The organism is Shewanella sp. ENK2 (assembly GCF_043568515.1).
GTDB lineage: Bacteria > Pseudomonadota > Gammaproteobacteria > Enterobacterales > Shewanellaceae > Shewanella > Shewanella japonica.
The window spans coordinates 2,384,405-2,408,725 of record NZ_CP171406.1 but is presented as its reverse complement, the minus strand read 5'-3'; the positions used below and the strand labels follow the sequence as shown (position 1 = coordinate 2,408,725).

Here is a 24,321-nt window from a genome sequence, read left to right as displayed (position 1 = left end):
ATGAGTCGAGATTACGCCAATAAAAAGCCTAGTGGTAAAAAACGTTCGTCTTCTCGAGGAAAGAAACCACAGCAAAAGCGATCGATTCCTTACCTGCCGACATTAATCGTCTTGTTACTTGTCGGCGGATTTGGCTATTTTTTATGGTGGATAAGCGGCAGCTCTGATGATGCACCAGTAACAACGGCACCTGCTGTCACTATTGAACAGACTAAGCCTAAGCCAGTGAAGAAAGATCCAAATGCATTACCGCCAAAACCGACGGAAGAATGGACTTACTTAGAAGAGCTAGAAAACAAGAGCATTGATGTTGAAGTACCAGAAGATGCATTGAAATCTAAAGGCCCATATCAAATGCAATGTGCGTCGTTTAGAAAGCTTGAACCCGCAGAAGAAATGAAAGCCATGATTGCTTTTCAAGGTATGGAAGCACAAGTTAGGGCGACCACAGGCTCAAGTGGCGTCTGGCATAAAGTCATTTTAGGCCCATTTGAATCTAAACGTGCAGCCGAGCGCAGCAGGCACAAACTGCAACGTGCTGGTATTAATGGTTGCCAAATTTGGCTGTGGGAATATTAATTAGTTTTAATGTGAAGACTTTTTCCGCAATATTAAGCGCTTACTTTAGTAAGCGCTTTTTTTATCCCTTGAATTATTAACAAGCATCCCCATATCTGTTTTATCAACCAGCAGCAGACTCCTATTCGCTGCCGTCGTTAAGAGGATTTACCGTGACTACTATCGTATCCGTACGCCGCAATAATCAAGTTGTCATCGCAGGTGATGGCCAAGTTTCCCTCGGCAATACCGTCATGAAAGGCAATGCACGTAAAGTGCGTCGTTTATACCAAAATAAAGTGATCGCCGGATTTGCTGGCGGCACAGCCGATGCATTTACCCTTTTTGAGCGCTTTGAAACCAAGCTCGAAATGCATCAAGGTCATTTATTAAAATCAGCTGTAGAGCTCGCTAAAGATTGGCGTACTGACAAAATGCTCCGTAACCTTGAAGCTATGCTGATTGTTGCAGACACCAAAGAGTCATTAATCATTACAGGTAATGGCGATGTAGTGCAGCCTGAACATGATTTGATTGCTATCGGCTCAGGCGGAAATTACGCTCATGCCTCAGCGTTAGCACTACTGCAAAACACTGACTTAACGGCTCGTGAAATTGCAGAAAAATCATTAACGATTGCCGGTGATATTTGCGTATACACCAACCAACATAAAACGGTTGAGCAAATCGACTACTAAATTAGAACGTAAGGAATTATTTATGTCTGAAATGACCCCTCGCGAAATTGTCCATGAATTGGACTCGCATATTATTGGTCAAAAAAATGCAAAACGTTCTGTTGCCGTAGCCTTGCGTAATCGCTGGCGCCGTATGCAACTTGAGCCTTCATTGCGCCAAGAAGTGACCCCTAAAAATATTCTGATGATTGGCCCAACAGGTGTCGGTAAAACTGAAATTGCCCGTCGTTTAGCTAAACTTGCTAATGCGCCATTTATTAAAGTGGAAGCAACCAAGTTTACTGAAGTCGGTTACGTGGGCAAAGAAGTCGAACAGATCATTCGTGATTTAACCGATTCAGCTATCAAAATGACCCGTGAGCAGCAAATGAAAAAATGCCGCCACCGCGCAGAAGAACAAGCAGAAGAACGCATTTTAGATGCTCTACTACCCAAACCTAAAGATGATTGGAATACTGAGCCAAAAGATGACTCAAATACCCGTCAAATCTTCCGTAAAAAACTCCGCGAAGGTCAGCTAGACGATAAAGAAATTGATATCGACTTAGCTGCGCCACAAGTGGGTGTTGAAATCATGTCGCCTCCTGGCATGGAAGAAATGACCAATCAGCTTCAAAGCATGTTCCAAAACTTGGGGCAAACTAAAGAAAACCGTAAGAAAGTAAAAATCAAAGAAGCGTTCAAGCTATTGATTGAAGAAGAAGCGGCAAAACTGGTTAATCAAGAAGATCTTAAAGAACAAGCGATTGATTTAGTCGAGCAAAACGGTATCGTATTCTTAGACGAAATCGATAAAATCTGTAAACGTGGCGAAAGCTCGGGACCTGACGTATCTCGTGAAGGCGTACAACGTGACTTACTCCCGTTGATCGAAGGCTGCACAGTGACAACTAAACACGGCATGGTTAAAACTGACCATATTCTGTTTATCGCATCAGGTGCGTTCCAAATGTCTAAGCCGTCTGACTTGATTGCTGAGTTACAAGGTCGTTTACCTATTCGTGTTGAGCTTAGCGCCCTAAGTGCTGACGACTTTAAGCGTATCTTAACCGAACCACATGCATCACTTACAGAGCAATACGTTGCACTGATGGGTACAGAAGGCGTTAAAGTCGAATTTGCTGAATCAGGTATCGAAAAAATCGCTCAAGCTGCATGGCAAGTCAATGAGACTACAGAAAACATTGGTGCTCGCCGTTTGCATACTGTGATGGAAAAACTGATGGAAGAAATATCTTATGATGCTTCTGAAAAATCTGGCAGTACTTTTGTCATCGACGAAGCTTATGTCACAGAGCATCTCGACACCTTAGTGGAAGATGAAGATTTAAGCCGCTTTATTTTATAATCTGCGGTAGGTGATATGCCTCAATTGTGAGCTATCACTGTGTTAGCTGTCCTTATTTTAGTTAACATTAACTAATATAAATAGGATAGCTACATGAAAAGAGGTGGTTAACTCCAAGAGTAACCACCTTTTTTATTGAAGCCTCGACGCTGTATTTAAGCGCCCTGTTTAGCTATGAAGTATCATTCGTGAAAAAACTATCATTAGATAACGTTCCATTATAAGAGAGTAACCGTTATGAGCTCACCCAATGTCACTAACCTAAAATTAAAACGTAAATCCAAGCTACTTGAAGTCACGTTTGATAATGGCGACGTTTTTAATATCACCTGTGAAATGCTCAGAGTTAACTCTCCATCAGCAGAAGTGCAACGTCACGGAAATCCAATTTTGGTCACCCATAAAAAAGCAGTGAACATTACAGCCATTGAACCTGTTGGTAATTATGCCGTAAAAATCATTTTTGATGATGGTCATGATACAGGGCTATTTTCATGGAAGTTATTACATGAATTTGGAACACATCAAGTTGAGATTTGGGAAAGATATTTAGCTCGACTTCGTGCTGAGAAAGGCTCTCGTGAGCCGTTAATTGATATGAATATTAAGTACTCTTAGTGTTCATTTCCTGATATAGCTTAGGTTGAGGACAAAGCACGACAACTGTTTCTCAGAGACCAAAACTGAAACAAGGGAAATGATAGTATTTCCCTTATTTACGACTTTTCATTCCAGAAAATTTAATGAATACTGATGTTAGCCAAATTACCAATCTTCACCTCCATGCTTATCTAGCCTTTTATATCGTCTGGCTCGACCCTATCACGCTTACCGCCATTACTTTTTACCATCACTTAGTACCATCGCTTAATACCATCGCTTAATACCGCCGCTTAGTACCATGAGTTTAACCTTAAACCCAAGACTCAATATGTAAATCATACGTATATTACCGATAACTTATTGAATACTCATGAAGCCAATGATAGATTAACGACCCTTTATGATATAACATATCATTATCATGCCTAACCAATTAATCACTTGAGTATCAATATGAATAAGCCCGCCCAAATATTATTAGATCGCCTTGCTATTTCAGTCTCAGCGTTGTGCGCACTTCACTGTATCGCGGGGCCATTATTATTAATATTGTTTCCAACGATGTTGTCCCTACCTGTAAGCGATCACTTTTATCATATTCTCATGGTGTGGGTTATTATCCCGACAAGCAGTATCGCAGTCTTTCTTGGCTGCACACGACACAAAGATCCTACCGTTTTAGTGTTAGCATTTTCTGGAATGATAGCGCTAGGAGTAACCGCAATTTATGGACATGATTTATTTGGTGAGACTGGAGAAAAGCTAATGACACTTGCATCAACCATCATTCTGGTTTGTGCACATTGGCGTAATTACTCTCTTTGTCGCAGTGATGCTTGTGAGCACAGCGAGAAGTGATTTTTGGCTGTTAAGGGAAACTTGTTGTTAGCGCTCCAACCTTCGTTTGGATTAAGATTGTAGAATCCCAATTAATCCCTAGTTGTCGAGGTAAGCTAATTATTTAGCCAAATATCAATTGAAGTCAGTCTATAGATGAACCGGCCGTTAGCAATCATTCGCTTTATATAATAGCACTGGGCAATGCGGGTTTGTTAAGAAGGATAAACGCCTCCTTTTGACTCGGGTATGGATGAAGTGCCGCGACTTTTATCCAGACAAACTCCAGACACAAAAATGCCAGCTAATTAGCTGGCATTTTTCAGTTTACGCTTTAAAACGTAACCATCTTATCAAAGGCTACACTGCTGATTGGAAAATTACACTATCAGCTTTCTTTGTGTAAGACTCAATCTCATCGAAGTTCAAATAGCGGTAAGTGTCAGCTGCTGTTGCATCTAACTCTTTCGCATATTCTTGATACTCTGCAGGAGATGGTAAACGACCTAATAGTGCAGCTACGGCAGCTAACTCAGCAGATGCTAAGTAAACGTTTGCGCCAGTACCTAGACGGTTAGGGAAGTTACGTGTCGATGTTGATACGACTGTTGAATTTTCAGCAACACGTGCTTGGTTACCCATACACAGTGAACAACCTGGGATCTCGATGCGTGCACCGACACGTCCAAAGATTGCATAATAGCCTTCTTCTGTTAGCTGGTCTTTATCCATTTTCGTTGGTGGAGCAATCCACAAACGTGTTGGTAAAGTCTTAGCAAACTTATCAAGCATTTTACCTGTTGCACGGAAGTGACCGATGTTGGTCATACAAGAACCGACGAAGACTTCGTCAATTTTAGTATCAACAACTGATGATAATAACACTGCATCATCTGGATCGTTCGGCGCACAAAGGATTGGCTCTTTGATATCAGCTAAATCAATTTCGATAACTTCAGCGTATTCAGCATCACTATCTGCGCTCATTAGCTCTGGATTAGCAATAAACTCTTCCATGCCTTTAATACGACGCTCAATAGTACGACGATCGCCATAACCTTCAGAGATCATCCACTTCAACATCACGATGTTAGAGTTCAAGTATTCAATAATTGGCTCTTTGTCTAACTTGATTGTACAACCAGCAGCACTACGCTCAGCAGATGCATCAGATAACTCGAATGCTTGCTCAACTTTAAGGTGCTCTAGTCCTTCAATTTCAAGAACACGGCCAGAGAAAGCGTTAATCTTACCTTTCTTCTCTACCGTTAATAGACCCATTTCGATAGCTTTATGTGGGATAGCATGTACAAGATCACGTAATGTGATACCTGGTTGCATTTCACCTTTAAAGCGAACCAAAATTGACTCAGGCATATCCAATGGCATAACACCAGTTGCTGCAGCAAATGCAACAAGACCAGAACCTGCAGGGAATGAAATACCAATTGGGAAACGCGTATGAGAGTCACCACCAGTACCAACAGTATCCGGCAGAAGCATACGGTTTAACCATGAGTGAATAACACCGTCACCTGGACGAAGTGAAACACCACCACGGTTCATGATGAAATCTGGTAATGTTTGATGCGTATTCACATCAACAGGCTTAGGATAAGCGGCAGTATGACAGAATGACTGCATCGTTAGGTCTGCACTGAAGCCCAAACATGCTAAATCTTTTAGCTCATCACGTGTCATTGGGCCAGTGGTATCTTGCGAACCAACAGATGTCATTTTAGGTTCACAATACTGACCTGGGCGAATACCTGTTACACCACAAGCTTTACCGACCATTTTTTGCGCCAGTGTGAAGCCTTTACTTGATGCTTCAACGTCTTGTGGACGTACGAATACATCTGAAGCACTAAGACCTAGCGTTTCACGTGCACGGTCTGTTAAACCACGACCAATGATTAATGGAATACGGCCACCAGCACGTACTTCATCTAGCAGTACGTCAGTTTTAAGCTCAAACGTTGAAATCACTTCATCAGTGCCAGCACGCTTAACTACGCCTTCATATGGGTAGATATCAATAACATCGCCCATGTTCATTTTTTCTACGTCTAGCTCAATTGGTAATGCGCCTGCATCTTCCATCGTGTTGAAGAAGATTGGTGCAATTTTACCACCTAAACAGAAACCACCAGCGCGCTTATTAGGTACATAAGGGATATCGTCACCCATGAACCATAGCACTGAGTTAGTCGCCGATTTACGAGAAGAACCAGTACCAACAACGTCACCAACATAAACCAGTGGATGACCTTTGCCTTTAAGTGCTTCGATTTCTTTGATTGGGCCAACAACGCCAGCTTCATCAGGCACAATGCCATCACGGGCATTTTTCAGCATGGCTAATGCGTGCAATGGGATATCTGGACGAGACCATGCATCAGGAGCAGGAGACAAGTCATCTGTGTTTGTCTCACCTGACACTTTAAATACAGTCAAGGTCACTTTTTCTGCTAATTTAGGACGGTTTAGGAACCACTCAGCATTAGCCCAAGAGTTAACAACTTGCTTAGCAAAGTCATTACCTGCTTGCATTTTTTCTACCACATCATGGTAGGCATCAAACATTAATAGTGTATTTGATAATGCAGTGACTGCGATCGGAGCAAGTGCATCATTATCTAATTGAGCGATTAACGGCTCAATGTTGTAACCACCTTGCATAGTACCAAGTAGTTCAGTAGCACGCTCAGTTGATAGGATTGGTGACGAAGCAGTGCCTTTGGCAACTGCATCTAAGAATGCCGCTTTTACGTACGCAGCTTCATCAACACCAGGGGGAATACGATTTTCTAATAGATCTAGAATCACGGCCTCTTCACCAGCAGGCGGAGTTTCAACTAACTTCACTAATTCAGCCACTTGTTGTGCATCTAATGGCTTAGGGACAACACCCTCTGCAGCACGTTCTGCGACGTGTTTACGATATGCTTCTAGCACGGCAACATTCCTCTTTGTTTTGCGCCTAACAGCGAAACTGAACATCATTTAATAGAAAAAATGACCATTCCACAGGTTCGGGCTTGAAATCCGACCCGTAGTATACTACAGGTTTGCAAAAGTATGAATTAGATCACACTCTAATGGAGACGAAATCGATACTAATATTGAGCTCGCAGTATAATTTAACTTCTGCTTTAAACAAATAAAATTAGACAATAGTTTAAAACATTAAATAAACACTTTAATTTCAGTAAATTAACCTGACACCACAATTTAATTCAGTCCTATAAATCAATCGTATAACTTAGATGAAATTTTGCTTTTTTTCGCTATTCTGCATAGTCTTTGAACAGCACCACCTAATACATGCCTAAAACACTGTTTATTCAACTTTATTGACTAGCTATTCAAACTAAGTAAGGGAGTAATATGTCATTAACCACTATAGAAGCGGTCATATTTGATATGGACGGCGTGATTATTGATACCGAGCCAGCTTGGCAAAAAGCTGAGGTCGAAGTGCTCAATCAACTCGGTGTACCCATCACCATGAAAGATGCCGAAGTTACCACAGGGTTACGAATCGACTTATTGGTTGCCTATTGGTACCAGCGATACCCATGGGATAACTATGATAACCGTGCTGTCGCGCAGCAGATTATCGATAAAGTCGTCACGTTTATTGAAACTGAAGGTGCCCCAATGCGCGGCGTTATCGATGCACTGAAACTATGCCAGCAAAAGCAGCTTAAAATTGGACTAGCGACCTCTTCATCAACAGATCTCATTGACTCAGTCATGGCAAAACTAGGGATAAGATCATATTTTGAAGCAATTGCATCTGCTGAAAATCTTCAGTACGGAAAGCCGCATCCAGAAGTCTATTTGAATTGCGCCAATGCATTAAAGGTAAATCCTGCACATTGCCTAGCCATTGAAGATTCATTTAATGGCCTAATTGCAGCAAGAGCAGCGACAATGCAAACCGTGGCGATTCCTGCTCCTGAATTGGCAGAGCAATCACGTTGGGTTATTGCGCATCAACAGCTTGAGCATTTAGGCCAATTAGCTGATGTGCTAAATGCCACTACCAGAATCTAACTAAGCAACAAAAGCGATATAAAAAAGGCTGCACCCGCAGCCCTTTACATCACCAAGTCTATTCGAATAAAGACTTAAGTTAGAAGTTTTTACCAATGAATAAGTAAAACGCTTGCTCGCCAGTATCAGTAAAGCCAAAGCCTAATGCTGCCGGCCCCCAGCTAGTATCGGTACCTAAATAAAGACTACTCGCATATATCAAGTCATCTAAATCAATGTCATCCTTTAGTAGCCACACGTTACCAGCCTCAATACTGGCACCTAAGTAGAGTGGCACATCTGATAATAAAACATCTCGACCAAGATCATACTGATAAATCAGTGCGCCAAATGCTTTGTGAGGTCCAGCAAGAGCACCTTTGTGATAACCCGATAAATTCAAGAAGCCACCTAATTCAGCAACATGAATGGTGAAATCACGGTCAACATCCACTGTAGTGATTGCCGCTTTACCTACAATGGCATGGTTACCTAGATTTAATGCCCCTTTCCAATCTGCTTCAAATTGCCAAGCCAGTTGATCTGAGTCATTGACCACGGCACCTGAGTATTTTTCATCACGCACTGCCGCTTTAAAGGTTAAGCGTTGACCTTCAGTAGGGAAGCTGATGCTATTTAATGTATCGTACGTCATCAAAAAGTATCCACCGACTGAATCATAATCCAAGTCAATTTCGGAAACGGCACGATTAGATAGTGTCCCTAGTTCACCCACAGCACCAATCTCTATCAAACCAGCGTGAGAGTAGTTATAACCCACACCCATAGAGAATTGATTTAACGAATTTTTAAGCTCATATAAACGGTCATTGCCATCATAAAAGTCCCAGTCTTTAATCTCATACTCATAAAGCGCTCGGCCATAAAAATCTTGGTCTTTTGAGAAAGGCTGGTAAAACTCAGTACTAATTCGTTTTTCAAATCCAAGTTGCATCTCGTTTCGCCATTCGCCACCATTATCGGTAAGTTCACCCATGGTGTAAGCCAAGCTCAAGGTAATCGCCGAATCTAAAGTAAAGTCATCTTCCCAATTAAAGCCGACATCAAAATAATTAGGTCCCCAAGATTTTGCATGGGTACTGACGGTTAAAACACGGCCTTCTTCAGTATCTTCAAATTCTGCATCGACACGTTCAAATTTATTAAGCGAATATAGTCGTTTGATTGCAGCATTTAACTCTTCTTTAGTGATCACCTCGCCTTCTTTTAAGCCTAACTCTTCTCGTAATAAGCGCTCACTAACTTTAGAGTTATTGTCGAAAACAATTTTGGTGGAAGGACGGTTGACTTGATTCACAAACACCAGCTTGGCTCGTCTTTTTTTATCTTGATAAGCTTGATAATCAGCTTCACTGATACTCAAGTGAGCCAACATAGGCAGAGCAGCATTACCAGCGATAGTCCCAGCTTCTAATGCTTGCGGCATGATTTCAAAGTCAGTAGTGCTCATGTCGTCAATCGCGGGACGAATGAGCACGTCACCATCTGTTAAATAGGTCTTCTGCTCTTCAGTGGTAGCTTTGGTCAGAATCGTCGATAGCTGTTCCAATACTGCAATGGTGCTATCTAGCTGCTCTTTAGTTGCCAATGGTGAGCCAATATCAACAGCGATCACCACATCTGCTCCCATGGCTTTAACCACATCAATCGGCATATTATTCGAAATACCGCCGTCGACGAGAAGCTTGCCATCTATTTCTGCTGGTTGCAGCGCACCTGGCACAGTGGCAGAAGCTTGCATGGCTTTTACAATACTGCCCTTATCTAATACAACGGCGTGACTTGTGGATAAATCTGTTGCAACTGCACGGTAGGGAATAGCTAAATCATCGAAATCACCAAACTGCTCAACGAGGTCAGTTGAATGTTGCAGTAGCTGTGACATTGTTTGGCCTCGAAGTAAGCCACTTGGCGCAGCAAGCCCCCCATCTTTATAGCCCACATTTAATGGGATATTAAATTTATCTCGATGTTGTTTATCACGGTAGGTTAGATCTTCGCGGGGAATAGTATCTGAGTAGCCCTCAGCCCAAGGAGAGTTCAGCATGATCGTTTCTATTTCATCAGCGGTATAACCAAGTGCGTACATACCGCCTACATACGAACCAATACTGGTACCAGTCACATAATCAACTGGAATACGGTTTTGCTCTAATACTTTCAGGATGCCAATATGAGCCGAACCTTTTGCGCCACCGCCACTTAATACCAGTCCTACTGTTGGACGTTCTTTTGCATAAGTGAAACTCGTGGTTAAACTCAACAACAGTAACAATGCGATCTTACGACCCATATAAAGCATCCCTATCTTTAAATTATTATCGGCGCCATTCTAGCAAAGAAAATGCATCATTAATAAAACCTTTCAAACCATCTTATTAACCTTTATTTGCATTATCGTATTTAGAATGTATTCCCTAGTTTATGAGTCCGCCTTTGAAATTCCGATAAATGCATCAAACGCGTCACGTGGCATCGGCTTAGCAAAATAGTAACCTTGAATGATATAACAACCACGGCTGAATACTTGCTCCATTTGATCGTAAGACTCAATACCTTCTGCAACCACATGTAATTTAAGGTTACGAGCTAATTCTATAATACTACTCACAATCGCTTGGTCGGCCTCGTTATTAACAATATCAATCAAGAATGACCGATCAATTTTAAGTGTATTAACTTCAAAGTTTCGTAAATAAGCCAGTGATGAATACCCAGTACCAAAATCATCAATCGCCACTTCTATCCCTAACGCTTTTAATTGTGCCAAATGTGCATTTGCTACTTGCAACTCTTTCATTAAAACACCTTCGGTGATTTCAACAGCTAAGCATTGAGGTGGCATGCCAGTATCGGTCAAAATTGTTTTTAGGCTATCAATGAAATCCACTTGCCTAAATTGCACTGCTGAGACATTAACCGATAACTGAAAATGCTCATCATGTAAGGCATGCCAGCGAGCACCATCAGTGCAAGCCTGACGTAACACCCAACGGTCAATATCAATAATCAAACCACAGGACTCGGCAACTTTAATAAATACATCAGGTCTAATAAACCCTTTTTCAGGATGTTGCCAACGGATCAACGCCTCCATCCCAATAAATTTATCACCTCTTAAAATATCAATTTGCGGCTGGTAATACAGTTGCAGTTCGTTATTCTCAATGGCTTTTCTGAGCTCCGATTCAATCCATAAATGGTATTGCGCTTCTGCGTTTCGCTCTGCTGAATAATATTGAAAATTCCCCCGCCCTTCTTCCTTGGCGTGATACATTGCTAAGTCAGCATTTTTAATCAGAGTTTCAGGGTCCAAAGTGTCTTCAGGCCACATGCTAATACCAATACTAGTAGAAACGAAAAACTCTCGTGAGAATAGCCTAAAAGGTGCCGCAATTTGCTTAAGAACTTTTTCTGCAACCAAGTTAATCTCGTCGATTGACTCAACTTTCCTTAATAGAATAACGAATTCATCACCACCAAATCGGCACACAAGATGCTCGCTACCCACACTTCGTTGAATACGCTTAGCGGCTTCGACTAATAACGCATCCCCCATACTATGACCATATGAATCATTCACGTGCTTAAAGCGATCTAAATCGAGAAACAATAACGCTAATCGTTCATTGGAGCCATGAGCGCCTGAAGTAATTCGTGCTAATTGCCGATTAAACATGGAACGGTTCGATAGCCCTGTTAATACATCATTATTGGCTAGATTGCGTAAGTTAAGCTCATTTTGCTTACGTAACGTAATATCAGAAAACACCACCACATAATGCTGAATAACCTGATGCTTATCAGTCATCACTGAAATATTGGCCCAAACAGGAAACTTATCATTTGGCTGGCGTATAAATGTCAATTCGCCATTCCAGATGCCTTCTACAAGCTTTAAGACATCTATGTCATTTTCAGGGTTACTTTTGTGCAGCAGTGACTCAAAAGGCTGTCCAATCAATTGTTCTTCTTCAGCGCCTACCAAATTGTTGGCTGCAGCATTAATGACCTTGATGTGCTTTTTAGCATCCAGAATTAACATTCCTTCGGAGGTATTCTCGAAAGCTTTTGCGAGTAAATCAATTTCACTTTGAAGTTCTCGCTGCTCTGTCACTTCGGTATAAATACCCGCAACCTTCTCCACTTGCCCTGTTTCATCATTGACTTTGACTGCACGTCCACGGATACGTAACCAACCTAGAATGCCGCCGGCTCGGGTATATCGAAACTCAATATCAATCGAGTCTTGCTTGCCTTTGAGTAAATCCATCCAATGGCGAGTTACACCTTCTTTATCCTCATCGATAATAGGCAAGTCCGGTACGAGATAAGATAACTGAGATTTAGCGCCTAAAATCCCCGCTTTATTTTCGAATAAAATACTATTTGAGTGGCTGTTCCATTCCCACAAGTCAGAATCACTGCCCCGCAGAGATTGACGGAGTTTGTCTTCACTTTCCCGAAGCGCCGTATTAATCTTTAATACCCGCCTAACTTGCTTTTGACGCAAAACCACTGATGTGAATGCAGTTAATAAAACGATTAATAACACCAACATTTTAAACCACTGCGATGCCCACCAATATTCATTAACTTTGAATTGGAATTGAAACGGTTCTGTCGACCATATTCCCTGCTGTTTGTGCAGTAACTCCAAGGTATATACACCGGCATTTAAGTCAGCAATATTGACCTGTGTCTGCCCTTCAAGAAGAATATAGTTAGGCTTTTTAGCAGAACCATCCAGCACTAAACGATATTTGATACTAATTGGCGCCGTATCGATGTAATCAAATGTGGTCATTTGAAAACTAATCAGTTTGGCATCAGGTCTGACAGTGTTAAATGAGTCTGGCAGTAAATACAGCTCGGTTTGATCGTCGTAAAAAACTGAGATCGATTCCAATGAAATATCATGGCTTTGACTTCGGTGCTCAAGCTTATCAACATCCACCAGCATTGCCCCGTCAGGACTACCAATATATAACCCCGCTTTGGGGTCATAAAAGGATGCAGCTTCATTAAACTCTGAAGCTGTAAAACCATCATTCACAGAGAAAACGTCTACGACATCTTTGAGGGGATCGTGGCGGATTAAAATCGATTCACAACCAATGAGATTATAGCGATCAGTTTGCTGGATAAAATACACAGTACTGCAGTCTAAACCCCATAATTTGTTCATTGATTCAATGTCATGGGTTTTCGTATTAAATCGAAGTAAGCCTTCCTGGTAAGTCCCTAACCACAACGTATCATCGTCAACTTGATTGATGTTATTCACACTAGCATTTGGATATTCTCTCACCAAAATGTCTGATAACGAGTTCAATTGATTCTGATTGGTTAAATAACCTAAATATTTATCTCCCCCGACCCATAGCGTGTTTTCATCATCACGATAAACGCTGCTAATACTGGTTCGGGTATTCCGCTCACCTTCATTGAATATTGATATTTGTTTAATATCAGTCAATCCAGGTTGCCAATAATGGACTTTATCAAACGTACCCCACCAAGTTCGCCCATCAATCAGGGGATCGTTATAAGAGGTGAATAGCTGCGAACCTCTAAGGCTGTCACTGTTAGGAGCGAATGTTGAAAAGTCGACTTCGTTATTCGTATCTTTGTCATACACAAACACGCCATTGGTGGTCGCGAGTGACACATATTGGCTCTCTAACTCAGATAGACTGTATACTGAATCACTTGCTTGAAACCCATTTGGGAGATGCAAACTAGAAGCAACAGCTTGTTTATCGACAATATTCAATCCACCATCACCGCCAAGCCATAACTTATCGTCTTGAGCAAATACACTCCATATCATCTCATCGACGAGTTTATATTTAGAGGCCTTGTTAAAGTAATCCAGTAAGAAATCAGGTTTTAGCGCTAATAAAGCCAAGCCTTCACCAGAACCGCCAAGCCAAATCAGCCCATGCTGATCAACGGCAACATCGTCAATGTAATCAATATCAGCATCACGCTTTAACTCTTCTTTATAAGATTTAATCTCGTCGGTATGCGGTTGCCAAGAAAACAGACCAGAAGTCGTCGACATCCATAAACTACCTTGCTTATCTTCTACCAACTGATGGATATTAAAGGGGGCAATAGCCATGCGGTTAATGGTTTTTTTATCGATATCGACAAGGAATAAGCCTTTATTACTGTATACCCAAATATCATCTTTGCTATCGATAAATAAGCCACGAATAAAGGTATTTTTTATATCCCAATCAATTTGAGATAACAGTGCACCTTGAGCATCCCTAAGTTCAATAGCAAGGCTATTTGAATATAAAAAAGTGTTATCAGCCCATTGATGAATACTGTTCCAAGCCACATTTTCATCGAGTGAGTGTAACAAGGTTAGCTGTAAAGACTCGTTATCAAGCAGCAATACTCGACCAGCATTGGTTAATAACACCACACTTCCGTTTGCAAGCCTTGTGTAACCTGAAATAGGATCGTTATAAAAGCTGTCAGGTGAATCAATAAGCAGATCAGAGAATTGGTTTGTCGAAATATCGTAAAGGGTTAAAGAGAAATTGCTGTTGAGTAATAAATGATTTTTACCGACTTTAATCAGCAATTTGATATTTTGATAACTGAGAGCATCAGCGCTATTAGGTTGGTCAATTCTGCGAATTGCAGAGCTACTGACACGATACAACCCCTGCTGAGTTGCAAGCCAGACATAACCATAATCATCAAAAGTAATATCATTAATCGAATAGTTAATTAACCCATCTTGGGCATTAAAAAGTCGCTGGACAACATTTACAGCTGAAGCTTGGTTACAAAATAAAATGGTTAGAAAAATGAAACTTAAAAACTGTTTAACGCGATTTATCATTTGTTAATTATTACTCTGGAAAATGATTTATTCGTAACGTTGGAAGTTTCCTTGCAAAATATAAACTGGCTTCATGCCAACAACTATCTAAAACTCAATTGATACACATTTTAAATATATCACCATATTGTAAAAATTGATCAAAAAAAGCACCCCGTAAGGTGCTTTGATACAAATAGCTACAATGAGTTGCTAGTTATTTTTTCTTTTTTGCTTTTGGGTTTGGCAAATCAGTAATAGAACCTTCATAAACTTCGGCAGCAAGACCGACAGACTCATGTAAGGTTGGGTGAGCATGAATAGTTAATGCTAAATCTTCAGCATCACAACCCATTTCAATTGCTAGGCCAATTTCACCTAGTAATTCACCACCATTAACACCAACAACAGCACCACCAATCACACGATGAGTTTCTTTGTCGAAGATTAACTTAGTCATGCCATCACTTGCGTCAGAAGCAATAGCACGGCCACTTGCAGCCCAAGGGAAGCTTGCAGTTTCGTATGCAACACCTTGCTCTTTTGCTTCTTTCTCAGTTAGACCAACCCATGCTACTTCTGGGTCTGTATAAGCAATCGAAGGGATCACTTTAGGATCGAAGAAATGCTTAAGACCTGAAATAACTTCAGCAGCCACATGACCTTCATGCACACCTTTGTGAGCCAACATTGGCTGACCTACGATATCACCAATAGCGAAAATGTTAGGTACGTTAGTACGTAACTGCTTATCAACATTGATGAAACCACGCTCATCAACATTTACGCCAGCTTTTTCAGCATCAATTGATTTACCATTTGGTGTACGACCAATTGCAACCAATACAGCATCATAACGCACAGGCTCAGCAGGTGCTTTCTTGCCTTCCATAGTAACGTAGATACCGTCTTCTTTTGCTTCAACCGCTGTCACTTTCGTTTCAAGCATCAAGTTGAATTTCTTCTTGATCTTCTTAGTGAAGATACGAACGATATCTTTATCAGCAGCAGGAATGACTTGGTCAAACATTTCAACCACATCAATTTCACTACCGATTGATGAATAAACGGTACCCATTTCTAGGCCAATAATACCGCCACCCATAACTAATAATTTACCTGGCACTTCTTTAAGTTCTAGTGCATCAGTAGAGTCCCAGATACGTGGGTCTTCATGTGGAATGAACGGTAGCTCGATTGGGCGTGAACCAGCAGCAATAATTGCGTGTTCAAAGTTAATCACTGTAACGCCATCTTCACCTTGAACTTCCATGGTGTTTGATGAAGTAAATTTACCATAGCCATTAACTACATTAACTTTACGCATTTTAGACATTCCGCCTAAACCGCCTGTTAATTGACCCACTACTTTTTCTTTAAAGCCGCGTAATTTTTCTAAATCAATCGTTGGCTCACCAAATACAACACCGTGATGAGCAACTTCTTTTGCTTCTTCGATCACTTTAGCGACATGTAGTAATGCTTTTGACGGGATACAACCCACATTCAAACAAACACCACCTAACGTACTAAAACGCTCAACGATAACTGTTTCTAAACCTAAATCTGCAGCTCGGAATGCTGCTGAATAGCCTGCAGGGCCTGAACCAAGTACTACTACCTGAGTTTTGATTTCTTTACTCATGTTTTCCTCTATTTTTCTCTTGTTGGCGGAAAAACCGTCCAAACTGCAAAATGGGGTCATTATTGAATCTTGTAAGGTGGCCGCATTTTACCCTTTGTTTGACACTGATCACAATCCTGTGACGAGATAAAAAAGGCTGCTCACATTGAGCAGCCTTTCTCTTTACAAAATTAACGTACGGATGTCGCTAAGAATGCTAGATAATGTGACGCTAAAGCGCGCAGCCATTGCACCATCAATCACACGGTGATCGTATGATAACGATAATGGCAACATCAATTTAGGCTCAAAATCACTGCCATTCCATTTAGGCTTCATTTCAGACTTAGATACACCCAAAATAGCCACATCAGGATAGTTAACAATTGGGGTAAATGCGGTACCGCCAATGCCACCTAAACTTGAGATAGTGAAACAACTACCTTGCATATCCGCTGACTTAAGCTTCCCGTCACGAGCACGTACTGAAATGTCCATTAACTCACGAGATAGCTCAACGATACCTTTCTTATCAACGTCGCGAACAACTGGTACCATCAATCCGTTTGGTGTATCTACAGCCACACCAATGTGGAAATATTTCTTCTGAATTAATGATTCACCATCAGCACTTAAGCTTGAGTTAAACACTGGGAATTCAGCCAATGTTTTCGCTACAGCTTTCATCATAAAGACAAGCGGCGTAATTTTGTAATCCGCTTTCTTCTTAGCAGCAAGTGTATTTTGTTCTTTACGGAATGCTTCTAATTCAGTGATATCAGCTTCATCAAATTGCGTCACATGTGGAATCGTAACCCAGTTGCGATGTAAGTTAGGTCCAGAGATTTTCTGAATACGACTTAACGGCACTTCTTCAACTTCACCAAACTTACTGAAGTCCACCTTCGGCGCAGCAATCACATTCAATCCACCCGCACCACCAGCAACAGAAGTTGCAGCAGATGCTTTAGGGCGACTTAGCTCATACTTAATAAAGGCTTGTACATCTTCTTTTAAGATACGGCCCTTACGTCCGGTGCCTTTAACTAACGTTAAATCGGCGCCAAACTCTCTCGCTAAGCGGCGTACAGCAGGTGAAGCATGTACCACACCCGTTTTAGGTTGATTACCCGCACTTGGATGATGTGGCACTGGTGCAGCCTTAGCTGGAGCAGGTGCCGCTGCAGGAGCTGGTTTGCTTGCAGCCGGTGCAGGCGCTGGCGCACTTGGAGTAGGGGCTGCAGATGAAGTCGTTTCAACAGTGGCAATAATGCTACCTTGAGAAACTTTATCACCCACATTTACCGTTAAGCTTACAAGTTTACCAGCAAATGGTGCAGGCACTTCCATCGTCGCTTTATCCGTTTCAAGGGTAATTAACCCCGTATCCACTTCAAGCACATCACCAACGGCAACCAAAACTTCAATAACGTCGACATCCGATGCATCGCCAATATCTGGAACCGCAACTTCTTTCACTTCCACAGTGCTAGCAGCAGGCGCAGTAGCTTGCGTTGCTTCTGCAGGAGCTGTGGCAACTTGTTCAGTTGCAGCAGGAGCCGATGCGCCTACTTCAAGCATTAATACTAATGAGCCTTGAGACACTTTATCGCCAACGGCAACTTTAAGTTCTTTCACCACGCCCGCTGAAGGTGCAGGCACCTCCATCGTCGCTTTGTCAGTTTCTAAGGTGATTAAGCCGGTATCGGCTTCAATGGTTTCACCCACACTCACCAGAACTTCAATAATATCAACGTTTTCAGCGTCACCAATATCTGGCACTGCCACTTCAATGAGTTGCGAGCCGCCAGCTGCTGGCGCTGCAGGAGCTTCAACGATTGGTGCAGCAGGAGACGCTGGTGCTACTGGAGCTGGTGCTGCTTGTGGCGCTTCAACAGGAGCCGCCGCAGAAGCTGCATTTAACATCGCAATCAGCTTACCTTCAGCGATGGTATCGCCTACAGCCACTTTTAACTCGGCTACAGTACCGGCAAACGGCGCTGGAATATCCATGGTTGCTTTGTCGCTTTCAACGGTAAGAATTGAGTCTTCTGCAGCGATTTCATCACCAACTGCAACACAGACTTCAATAACCTGAACTTCATCACCACCGATATCAGGAACCAAAACTTCTTTTAATTCAGCCATTTTGTTTCTCTCTATGCGAACTGTGGGTTGATCTTATCAACGTCAATACCGTATTCCTTGATTGCTTTAGTTAGCACATCAACTGGTATTTCGTTACGGTCGACAAGAGACTTAAGTGAAGCAATAACAATGAACTTAGCATCAACTTCAAAGTGGTGACGTAAATTCTCACGGCTATCACTGCGGCCGAAACCGTCAGTACCTAACACTTTGTAATCAGTCGGGATGTAAGCACGTAATTGTTCGCCGTAAATCTTCATATAATCTGTTGCGACAATCGCTGGTGCATCTTTTGATAACACTTCAGAGATATATGGTACTTTTGGCGTTTCAGTTGGGTGAAGCATGTTGTAACGCTCAGTGGCTTGGCCGTCACGTGTTAACTCGTTAAAGCTAGTCACGCTGAATACATCTGCGCTAATTCCGAAGTCTTTTGATAAAGCGACAGCCGCTTTACGCACTTGCTCTAGAATCGTGCCGCTACCCATTAACTGAACTGAACCTTTACCACTACCTTGATGACTTTCTAGCTTGTAGATACCTTTAACGATACCTTCTTCGCTGCCTTCAGGCATAGCAAGTTGTTCGTAGTTTTCGTTCATAGTAGTGAGGTAGTAGAACACGTCTTCCTGCTCACCATACATACGACGAATACCGTCTTGAACAATCACAGCAATTTCGTAACCGTAAGTAGGATCGTAAGAAATACAGTTTGGAATAGTGTTTGCTAAGACATGGCTGTGGCCATCTTGATGCTGAAGACCTTCACCATTCAAGGTAGTACGACCTGATGTGCCACCCACCATAAAGCCACGCGCTCGCATATCACCTGCAGCCCAAGCCATGTCACCAATACGTTGGAAACCAAACATTGAGTAGTAGATGTAGAATGGGATCATAGGAGTATCGTTAACTGAGTAGCTTGTTGCCGCTGCGACCCAAGATGACATTGCACCTAATTCGTTAATCCCTTCTTGTAATACTTGACCGGTTTTATCTTCACGGTAGTAAGCAACTTGATCTGAATCTTGCGGCTCGTATTTTTGTCCTTCATGGGCATAAATACCCACCTGACGGAATAAGCCTTCCATACCAAAAGTACGTGCTTCATCAGGAATAATCGGTACGATGTTCTTGCCGATTTTCTTGTCTTTTAGTAGCGCAGTCAAAATACGGACAAATGACATTGTGCTTGAGATTTGACGGCCATTAGAGCCTTTCAGCACTGAGTCAAAAATCTTAAGCGATGGTACTTCTAACTCTTCAGAGAACTTCTCAAGGCGAGTTGGCATCGCACCATGGAGTGATTCACGACGCGCTTTAAGGTATTTAACCTCTTCAGAGTCAGCACCTGGATGGTAGTAAGGAATATCTTCTAACTGATCATCGCTAATTGGGATATTAAAACGATCGCGGAAGTATTTAAGCGATTCTACGCCCATTTTCTTGACGTTATGCGCGATGTTTTTACCTTCACCCGCATCACCCATACCGTAGCCTTTAACTGTTTTAGCAAGGATGACTGTAGGACGACCTTTAGTATTTTTAGCATGTTGTAATGCAGCATAAATCTTAACTGGATCATGACCACCACGGTTCAAACGCCAAATGTCATCATCTGACATGTTAGCAACCATTTCGGCAGTTTCAGGATACTTACCAAAGAAGTGCTCACGTGTATAAGCGCCACCTTTAGCTTTACAGTTTTGGTATTCACCATCGACGGTTTCTTCCATTAACTGCAATAATTTACCGCTAGTATCACGTGCAAGTAGTGGATCCCAGTAGCGACCCCAAATCACTTTAACGGCTTCCCAGCCTGCGCCGCGGAATTCGCCTTCTAACTCTTGAATGATCTTACCGTTACCACGAACAGGACCATCAAGACGCTGCAAGTTACAGTTAACAATAAAGACTAAGTTATCTAATTCTTCACGGGCAGCAAGACCGATAGCACCTAATGTTTCAGGCTCATCACACTCACCATCACCTAAGAAACAGTAAACCGTTTGCTCAGAGCAATCTTTTAAACCACGGTCAGTGAGATACTTAAGGAAACGCGCTTGATAAATTGCTTGAATCGGACCAAGGCCCATTGATACTGTCGGGAACTGCCAGTAGTCAGGCATTAATTTGGGATGCGGATATGAAGACAGACCTTTACCATCAACTTCTTGACGGAATCCGTTCATTTGATCTTCGCTAATACGACCTTCAAGGAAAGAACGAGAGTAGATACCCGGTGCGATATGACCTTGGTAATACACTAAATCTCCGCCGTCTTTTGCGTTAGGAGCACGGAAGAAGTGGTTAAAACACACATCATAAATAGTCGCACTAGAGGCAAAACTAGAAATGTGACCACCTAGCTCTAAATCTTTCTTAGAACCACGTAATACCATTGCAAGGGCATTCCAACGAACGATAGCACGAATGCGACGCTCCATTTCCTGATCACCAGGCATATGTGGCTCTTGGCCAGATGGAATGGTATTCAAATAAGCGGTCGTTGCCTTGTAAGGTAGATGAGTACCATTACGGCGCGCTTTATCGATTAACTGTTCAAGTAGATAATGCGCACGTTCAGGGCCTTCTTGCTCTAATACCGCTTGCAGGGAATCTACCCATTCTTGAGTTTCTAATGGATCTAAGTCTTGTAGCATATCTTCAGACATGTCGCTGTCCTTCTCTAGATACTGATAATTAATGTGTTTCGGTCAATCTATAGTGATGTTCACTATATTTTGTATCAAACACCGCTCTTTAAACGGCGCAAGCTACGCTGCAACCGACTGTCTTCTTCCCTCACTGACAACATGACTTCCTCGATGTAACTTAAATGTTCGTTCGAGGCTTCACGTGCCGCATCAGGATCACGGCGAACAATCGCAGCGAGTAATGCTCGCCTGTGTTCATTCGCCATAGTAGAGGCTTCTTCGCGACGGCTTAAAAGCTCTAAGTTCTGTGCCACGTTTTTGTGCAACACAGGGGTTAAACTGAGTACTAGGTGTAACATCGCCACATTGTGCGATGCTTCTGCAACTGCACGATAAAATCGCACAATCGCATCGGCTTGAGCTTCAATATTGCTTGCCGTTTCAACTTCATTAATTGAACGCTTGATGCTTTGCATATCGGCATCGTTTCCACGAAGCGCAGCAAAATAGGCCATCATACCCTCTGTAGCATGACGGAATTCCAATAAGTCGTATTGGCTTTCAGAGTCGTTATGCATCAGCTCTACAATAGGATCTGCTAGGCTTTGCCAAAGTTGCTCTTTGACGTAAGTGCCTCCACCTTGTCGGCGCATTAGCAGACCTTTGGCTTCTAACTTTTGAATCGCTTCACGCAGAGAAGGACGAGACACTTCAAACTGCAAGGCAAGCTCACGCTCAGGCGGTAATTTTTGCCCTGGTTGCAAGCTACCTTCGAGGATCATGCGCTCTAGCTGCTCCATGATCACATCTGAAATTTTTGGCTGGGTTATTTTGCTATAAGCCATTTGGCCCTCAGCTCCGTTGTCAATTGGTCTTACCAATTTATATGAGATAGCGCACTTTATCAAATCAAACAATTGATGTCTAGTTAGGCTAGTGTTGAATGGATGTTGGCTAAAAGTTTAAAACATCACAACTCTTAAGGTGCTATGAGCATAACGAAAAAAAACTTTTAAGGGGTCTGACCATTTCACAAACGCAACCACTGAGGGGATACGGAATGTTTCAATGTCGTTAGCGGCTAAAATAAAAAGCGCATTTCTAGTAAACTTTAGCAGCTAATTTAAATGCTAATCATCTATAAAATAAAAACTGTTTTTCTATTTCAAATAAATATTAGTTATGCATTAATTACGCATAAACTTAATCGTGTATTAACTCACCACACCGAAGATAGTGAGTACCGACAAAACTGTCAGTAATAAAATAAAGTTACGTTTACTTAATGCTAATAATGCCAACGTTGGCTGCACACAAACAGGCGCCGAGGTTGATTCAGGTATACTTTCAGCGGCTATGGCTGTACGGGTGACAATATTTTTTGCATGATTGCTGGCACTGAATACCTGTTTACGCCATTCGGCAATGCCTGAAGCGAAATGACCACTTAATACAAAACCAAAGCTAAAAATGCGACTCGGTAGCCAGTCGAGTAAAAACAGTAATCGACTAATAAAAGGCATATTGAGTTGGTTTAACTGATTATGTTGGTCATAAAAACGTACCGTACAATAAAGCACCGCACCAACTGGCCCAAAGAAGATCAAAAATAATGCTACAGCACCGTAGTACCGATAATTAACCCAAGCCACTGTTTTACCTATTTGTTGGCCCAAATCTTTTTCATCAATAGCATCTAAGCATTCAGCACAATCTAGGCTTTCGGCATAATGGTAACAGGCCTGTACATCTCCTCGACACGCCGCAAGCATGTATTTTTTGAAGTTATTACGCAGAGTTTGATGGCTAAAACAAAGAATGGATATTGCGACCCATAGCAATAATGTCAGTAAGTCATAAACGAGACCATCTAAGAGGACTAACAAGAGAAAAATCATAACCGCAGGAATAAGGATAACAATAGAAACCCAAATAGCTGAATCAAGTTGCTTATCTTTCCAAAATAAAGAATGGTATTTAGCGAGCATTGAATCAAATTGCCAACTTGCAGGAAGTAGCTTGAGTCTTTCGACCATGATTGCAATTAATAACGAAAAAAGTGCCATGTGACTCCTGCAAACTAAACAAAAATAAAGTTACTGGATAAACGCAAAACTAAGTTCAACACTATAATTAAAAAATGACTTTATAACAAAGGCTTATTTGGCCTTACCTTTTGAAGTATACAAGCTGACAACATCATAAAAACCACTGACACAATAGACATTTACTGTTAGATTCCGAACATCATTTAATCAGTGGCATTAGCTGGCACCACGGTTTGCTAATAAACTAAAATATCGTGACCAATCAAAACTATCGCCAGGATCAGTTTTTCGCCCCGGTGCTATATCGCAGTGCCCTACAATTCTAGTTTGATTAAGCATAGGGTATACATTGAACAACTCCAAGGTTAATTCAGCTAAAACTTGATATTGCTCATTGGTATAAGGAGCATCGTCTGTTCCCTCAAGTTCGACCCCCACCGTAAAGTCATTACAATTGTCACGACCTTCAAAACTCGACACTCCAGCATGCCATGCCCTGTCATCACAACTGACATATTGCACTAACTCGCCATCTCTACGTATTAAAAAGTGCGCAGAGACTTCAAGACCCGCAAGCTCTTCAAAACTAGGATCGGCACTGACATCTAAACAACCTTGAAAAAGGCCATCAATGTGCGGTAAACCGAAGCTGCCTGCGGGAAGGCTGATATTATGAATAATTAACCCACTCACCTCATGAAGGGGTCGTTGATTAAAATGAGGTGACTTACATATGCGGGCTTTTCGGTGCCAGCCTGCATGAATACTTTTGTTCATAATCTATTCTTATTATCAGCGTTAAACTACAACCTTTAATGGGCTGTTATATACATAATGAATTTAATCACTAAGCTTGTTTCTGCGTTGCGAGTATACAAGCTTAATGTATCAGTT

Annotated in this window: 15 protein-coding genes; 6 read left to right on the top strand and 9 right to left on the bottom strand. The window is 41.8% G+C overall.

Features of this window, described 5'->3' with window-relative positions:
- The 5 genes from ACGEDC_RS10725 to ACGEDC_RS10705 all read left to right on the top strand — a co-directional run bounded on the left by ACGEDC_RS10725 (position 1) and on the right by ACGEDC_RS10705 (position 4,065).
- Complete coding sequence (locus ACGEDC_RS10725; protein WP_394498145.1) at positions 1-579, top strand: SPOR domain-containing protein; 579 nt, start codon at positions 1-3, stop codon at positions 577-579.
- Between the two features lie 152 nt (positions 580-731).
- Positions 732-1,256: an ATP-dependent protease subunit HslV gene (gene hslV, locus ACGEDC_RS10720; protein ID WP_055022933.1), complete on the top strand. Its 525-nt coding sequence runs from the start codon at positions 732-734 to the stop codon at positions 1,254-1,256.
- Between the two features lie 22 nt (positions 1,257-1,278).
- Positions 1,279-2,604, top strand: coding sequence for an ATP-dependent protease ATPase subunit HslU (gene hslU / locus ACGEDC_RS10715; RefSeq protein WP_055022934.1), 1,326 nt, complete (start codon positions 1,279-1,281; stop codon positions 2,602-2,604).
- Positions 2,605-2,841: 237 nt separating this feature from the next.
- Positions 2,842-3,222, top strand: a complete 381-nt coding sequence (locus ACGEDC_RS10710; RefSeq protein WP_055022935.1) for a gamma-butyrobetaine hydroxylase-like domain-containing protein — start codon at positions 2,842-2,844, stop codon at positions 3,220-3,222.
- 438 nt (positions 3,223-3,660) lie between these two features.
- Positions 3,661-4,065, top strand: a complete 405-nt coding sequence (locus tag ACGEDC_RS10705; protein WP_394498141.1) for a MerC domain-containing protein — start codon at positions 3,661-3,663, stop codon at positions 4,063-4,065.
- Between the two features lie 339 nt (positions 4,066-4,404).
- Here the strand turns inward: ACGEDC_RS10705 and acnB are convergent, their stop codons facing one another.
- Positions 4,405-7,002 (bottom strand): bifunctional aconitate hydratase 2/2-methylisocitrate dehydratase, encoded by a 2,598-nt coding sequence (acnB, locus tag ACGEDC_RS10700; RefSeq protein ID WP_394498139.1) that lies wholly within the window; start codon positions 7,000-7,002, stop codon positions 4,405-4,407.
- 432 nt (positions 7,003-7,434) lie between these two features.
- On the opposite strand from acnB, the gene hxpB reads away from it, so the two are divergent.
- The gene (gene hxpB, locus ACGEDC_RS10695) at positions 7,435-8,106 is read left to right on the top strand and encodes a hexitol phosphatase HxpB (RefSeq protein WP_394498137.1); all 672 of its coding nucleotides are present in this window, start codon (positions 7,435-7,437) and stop codon (positions 8,104-8,106) included.
- 79 nt (positions 8,107-8,185) lie between these two features.
- Here the strand turns inward: hxpB and ACGEDC_RS10690 are convergent, their stop codons facing one another.
- The 8 genes from ACGEDC_RS10690 to ampD form a co-directional block, all read right to left on the bottom strand.
- Positions 8,186-10,399 (bottom strand): patatin-like phospholipase family protein, encoded by a 2,214-nt coding sequence (locus ACGEDC_RS10690; RefSeq protein ID WP_080914724.1) that lies wholly within the window; start codon positions 10,397-10,399, stop codon positions 8,186-8,188.
- Positions 10,400-10,528: 129 nt separating this feature from the next.
- Positions 10,529-14,971 (bottom strand): EAL domain-containing protein, encoded by a 4,443-nt coding sequence (locus ACGEDC_RS10685; protein ID WP_394498134.1) that lies wholly within the window; start codon positions 14,969-14,971, stop codon positions 10,529-10,531.
- Positions 14,972-15,167: 196 nt separating this feature from the next.
- Positions 15,168-16,595, bottom strand: coding sequence for a dihydrolipoyl dehydrogenase (gene lpdA / locus ACGEDC_RS10680; protein ID WP_055022941.1), 1,428 nt, complete (start codon positions 16,593-16,595; stop codon positions 15,168-15,170).
- Positions 16,596-16,757: 162 nt separating this feature from the next.
- The gene (gene aceF, locus ACGEDC_RS10675) at positions 16,758-18,722 is read right to left on the bottom strand and encodes a dihydrolipoyllysine-residue acetyltransferase (protein WP_394498131.1); all 1,965 of its coding nucleotides are present in this window, start codon (positions 18,720-18,722) and stop codon (positions 16,758-16,760) included.
- 11 nt (positions 18,723-18,733) lie between these two features.
- A complete protein-coding gene (gene aceE, locus ACGEDC_RS10670; RefSeq protein ID WP_055022943.1) occupies positions 18,734-21,397 on the bottom strand; it encodes a pyruvate dehydrogenase (acetyl-transferring), homodimeric type in 2,664 nt (887 codons plus the stop codon).
- A gap of 74 nt (positions 21,398-21,471) precedes the next feature.
- The gene (pdhR, locus tag ACGEDC_RS10665) at positions 21,472-22,224 is read right to left on the bottom strand and encodes a pyruvate dehydrogenase complex transcriptional repressor PdhR (RefSeq protein WP_055022944.1); all 753 of its coding nucleotides are present in this window, start codon (positions 22,222-22,224) and stop codon (positions 21,472-21,474) included.
- A gap of 369 nt (positions 22,225-22,593) precedes the next feature.
- The gene (ampE, locus tag ACGEDC_RS10660) at positions 22,594-23,445 is read right to left on the bottom strand and encodes a beta-lactamase regulator AmpE (RefSeq protein WP_080914721.1); all 852 of its coding nucleotides are present in this window, start codon (positions 23,443-23,445) and stop codon (positions 22,594-22,596) included.
- 198 nt (positions 23,446-23,643) lie between these two features.
- The gene (gene ampD / locus ACGEDC_RS10655; RefSeq protein ID WP_394498127.1) at positions 23,644-24,204 is read right to left on the bottom strand and encodes a 1,6-anhydro-N-acetylmuramyl-L-alanine amidase AmpD; all 561 of its coding nucleotides are present in this window, start codon (positions 24,202-24,204) and stop codon (positions 23,644-23,646) included.
- Between the last annotated feature and the right edge of the window lie 117 nt (positions 24,205-24,321).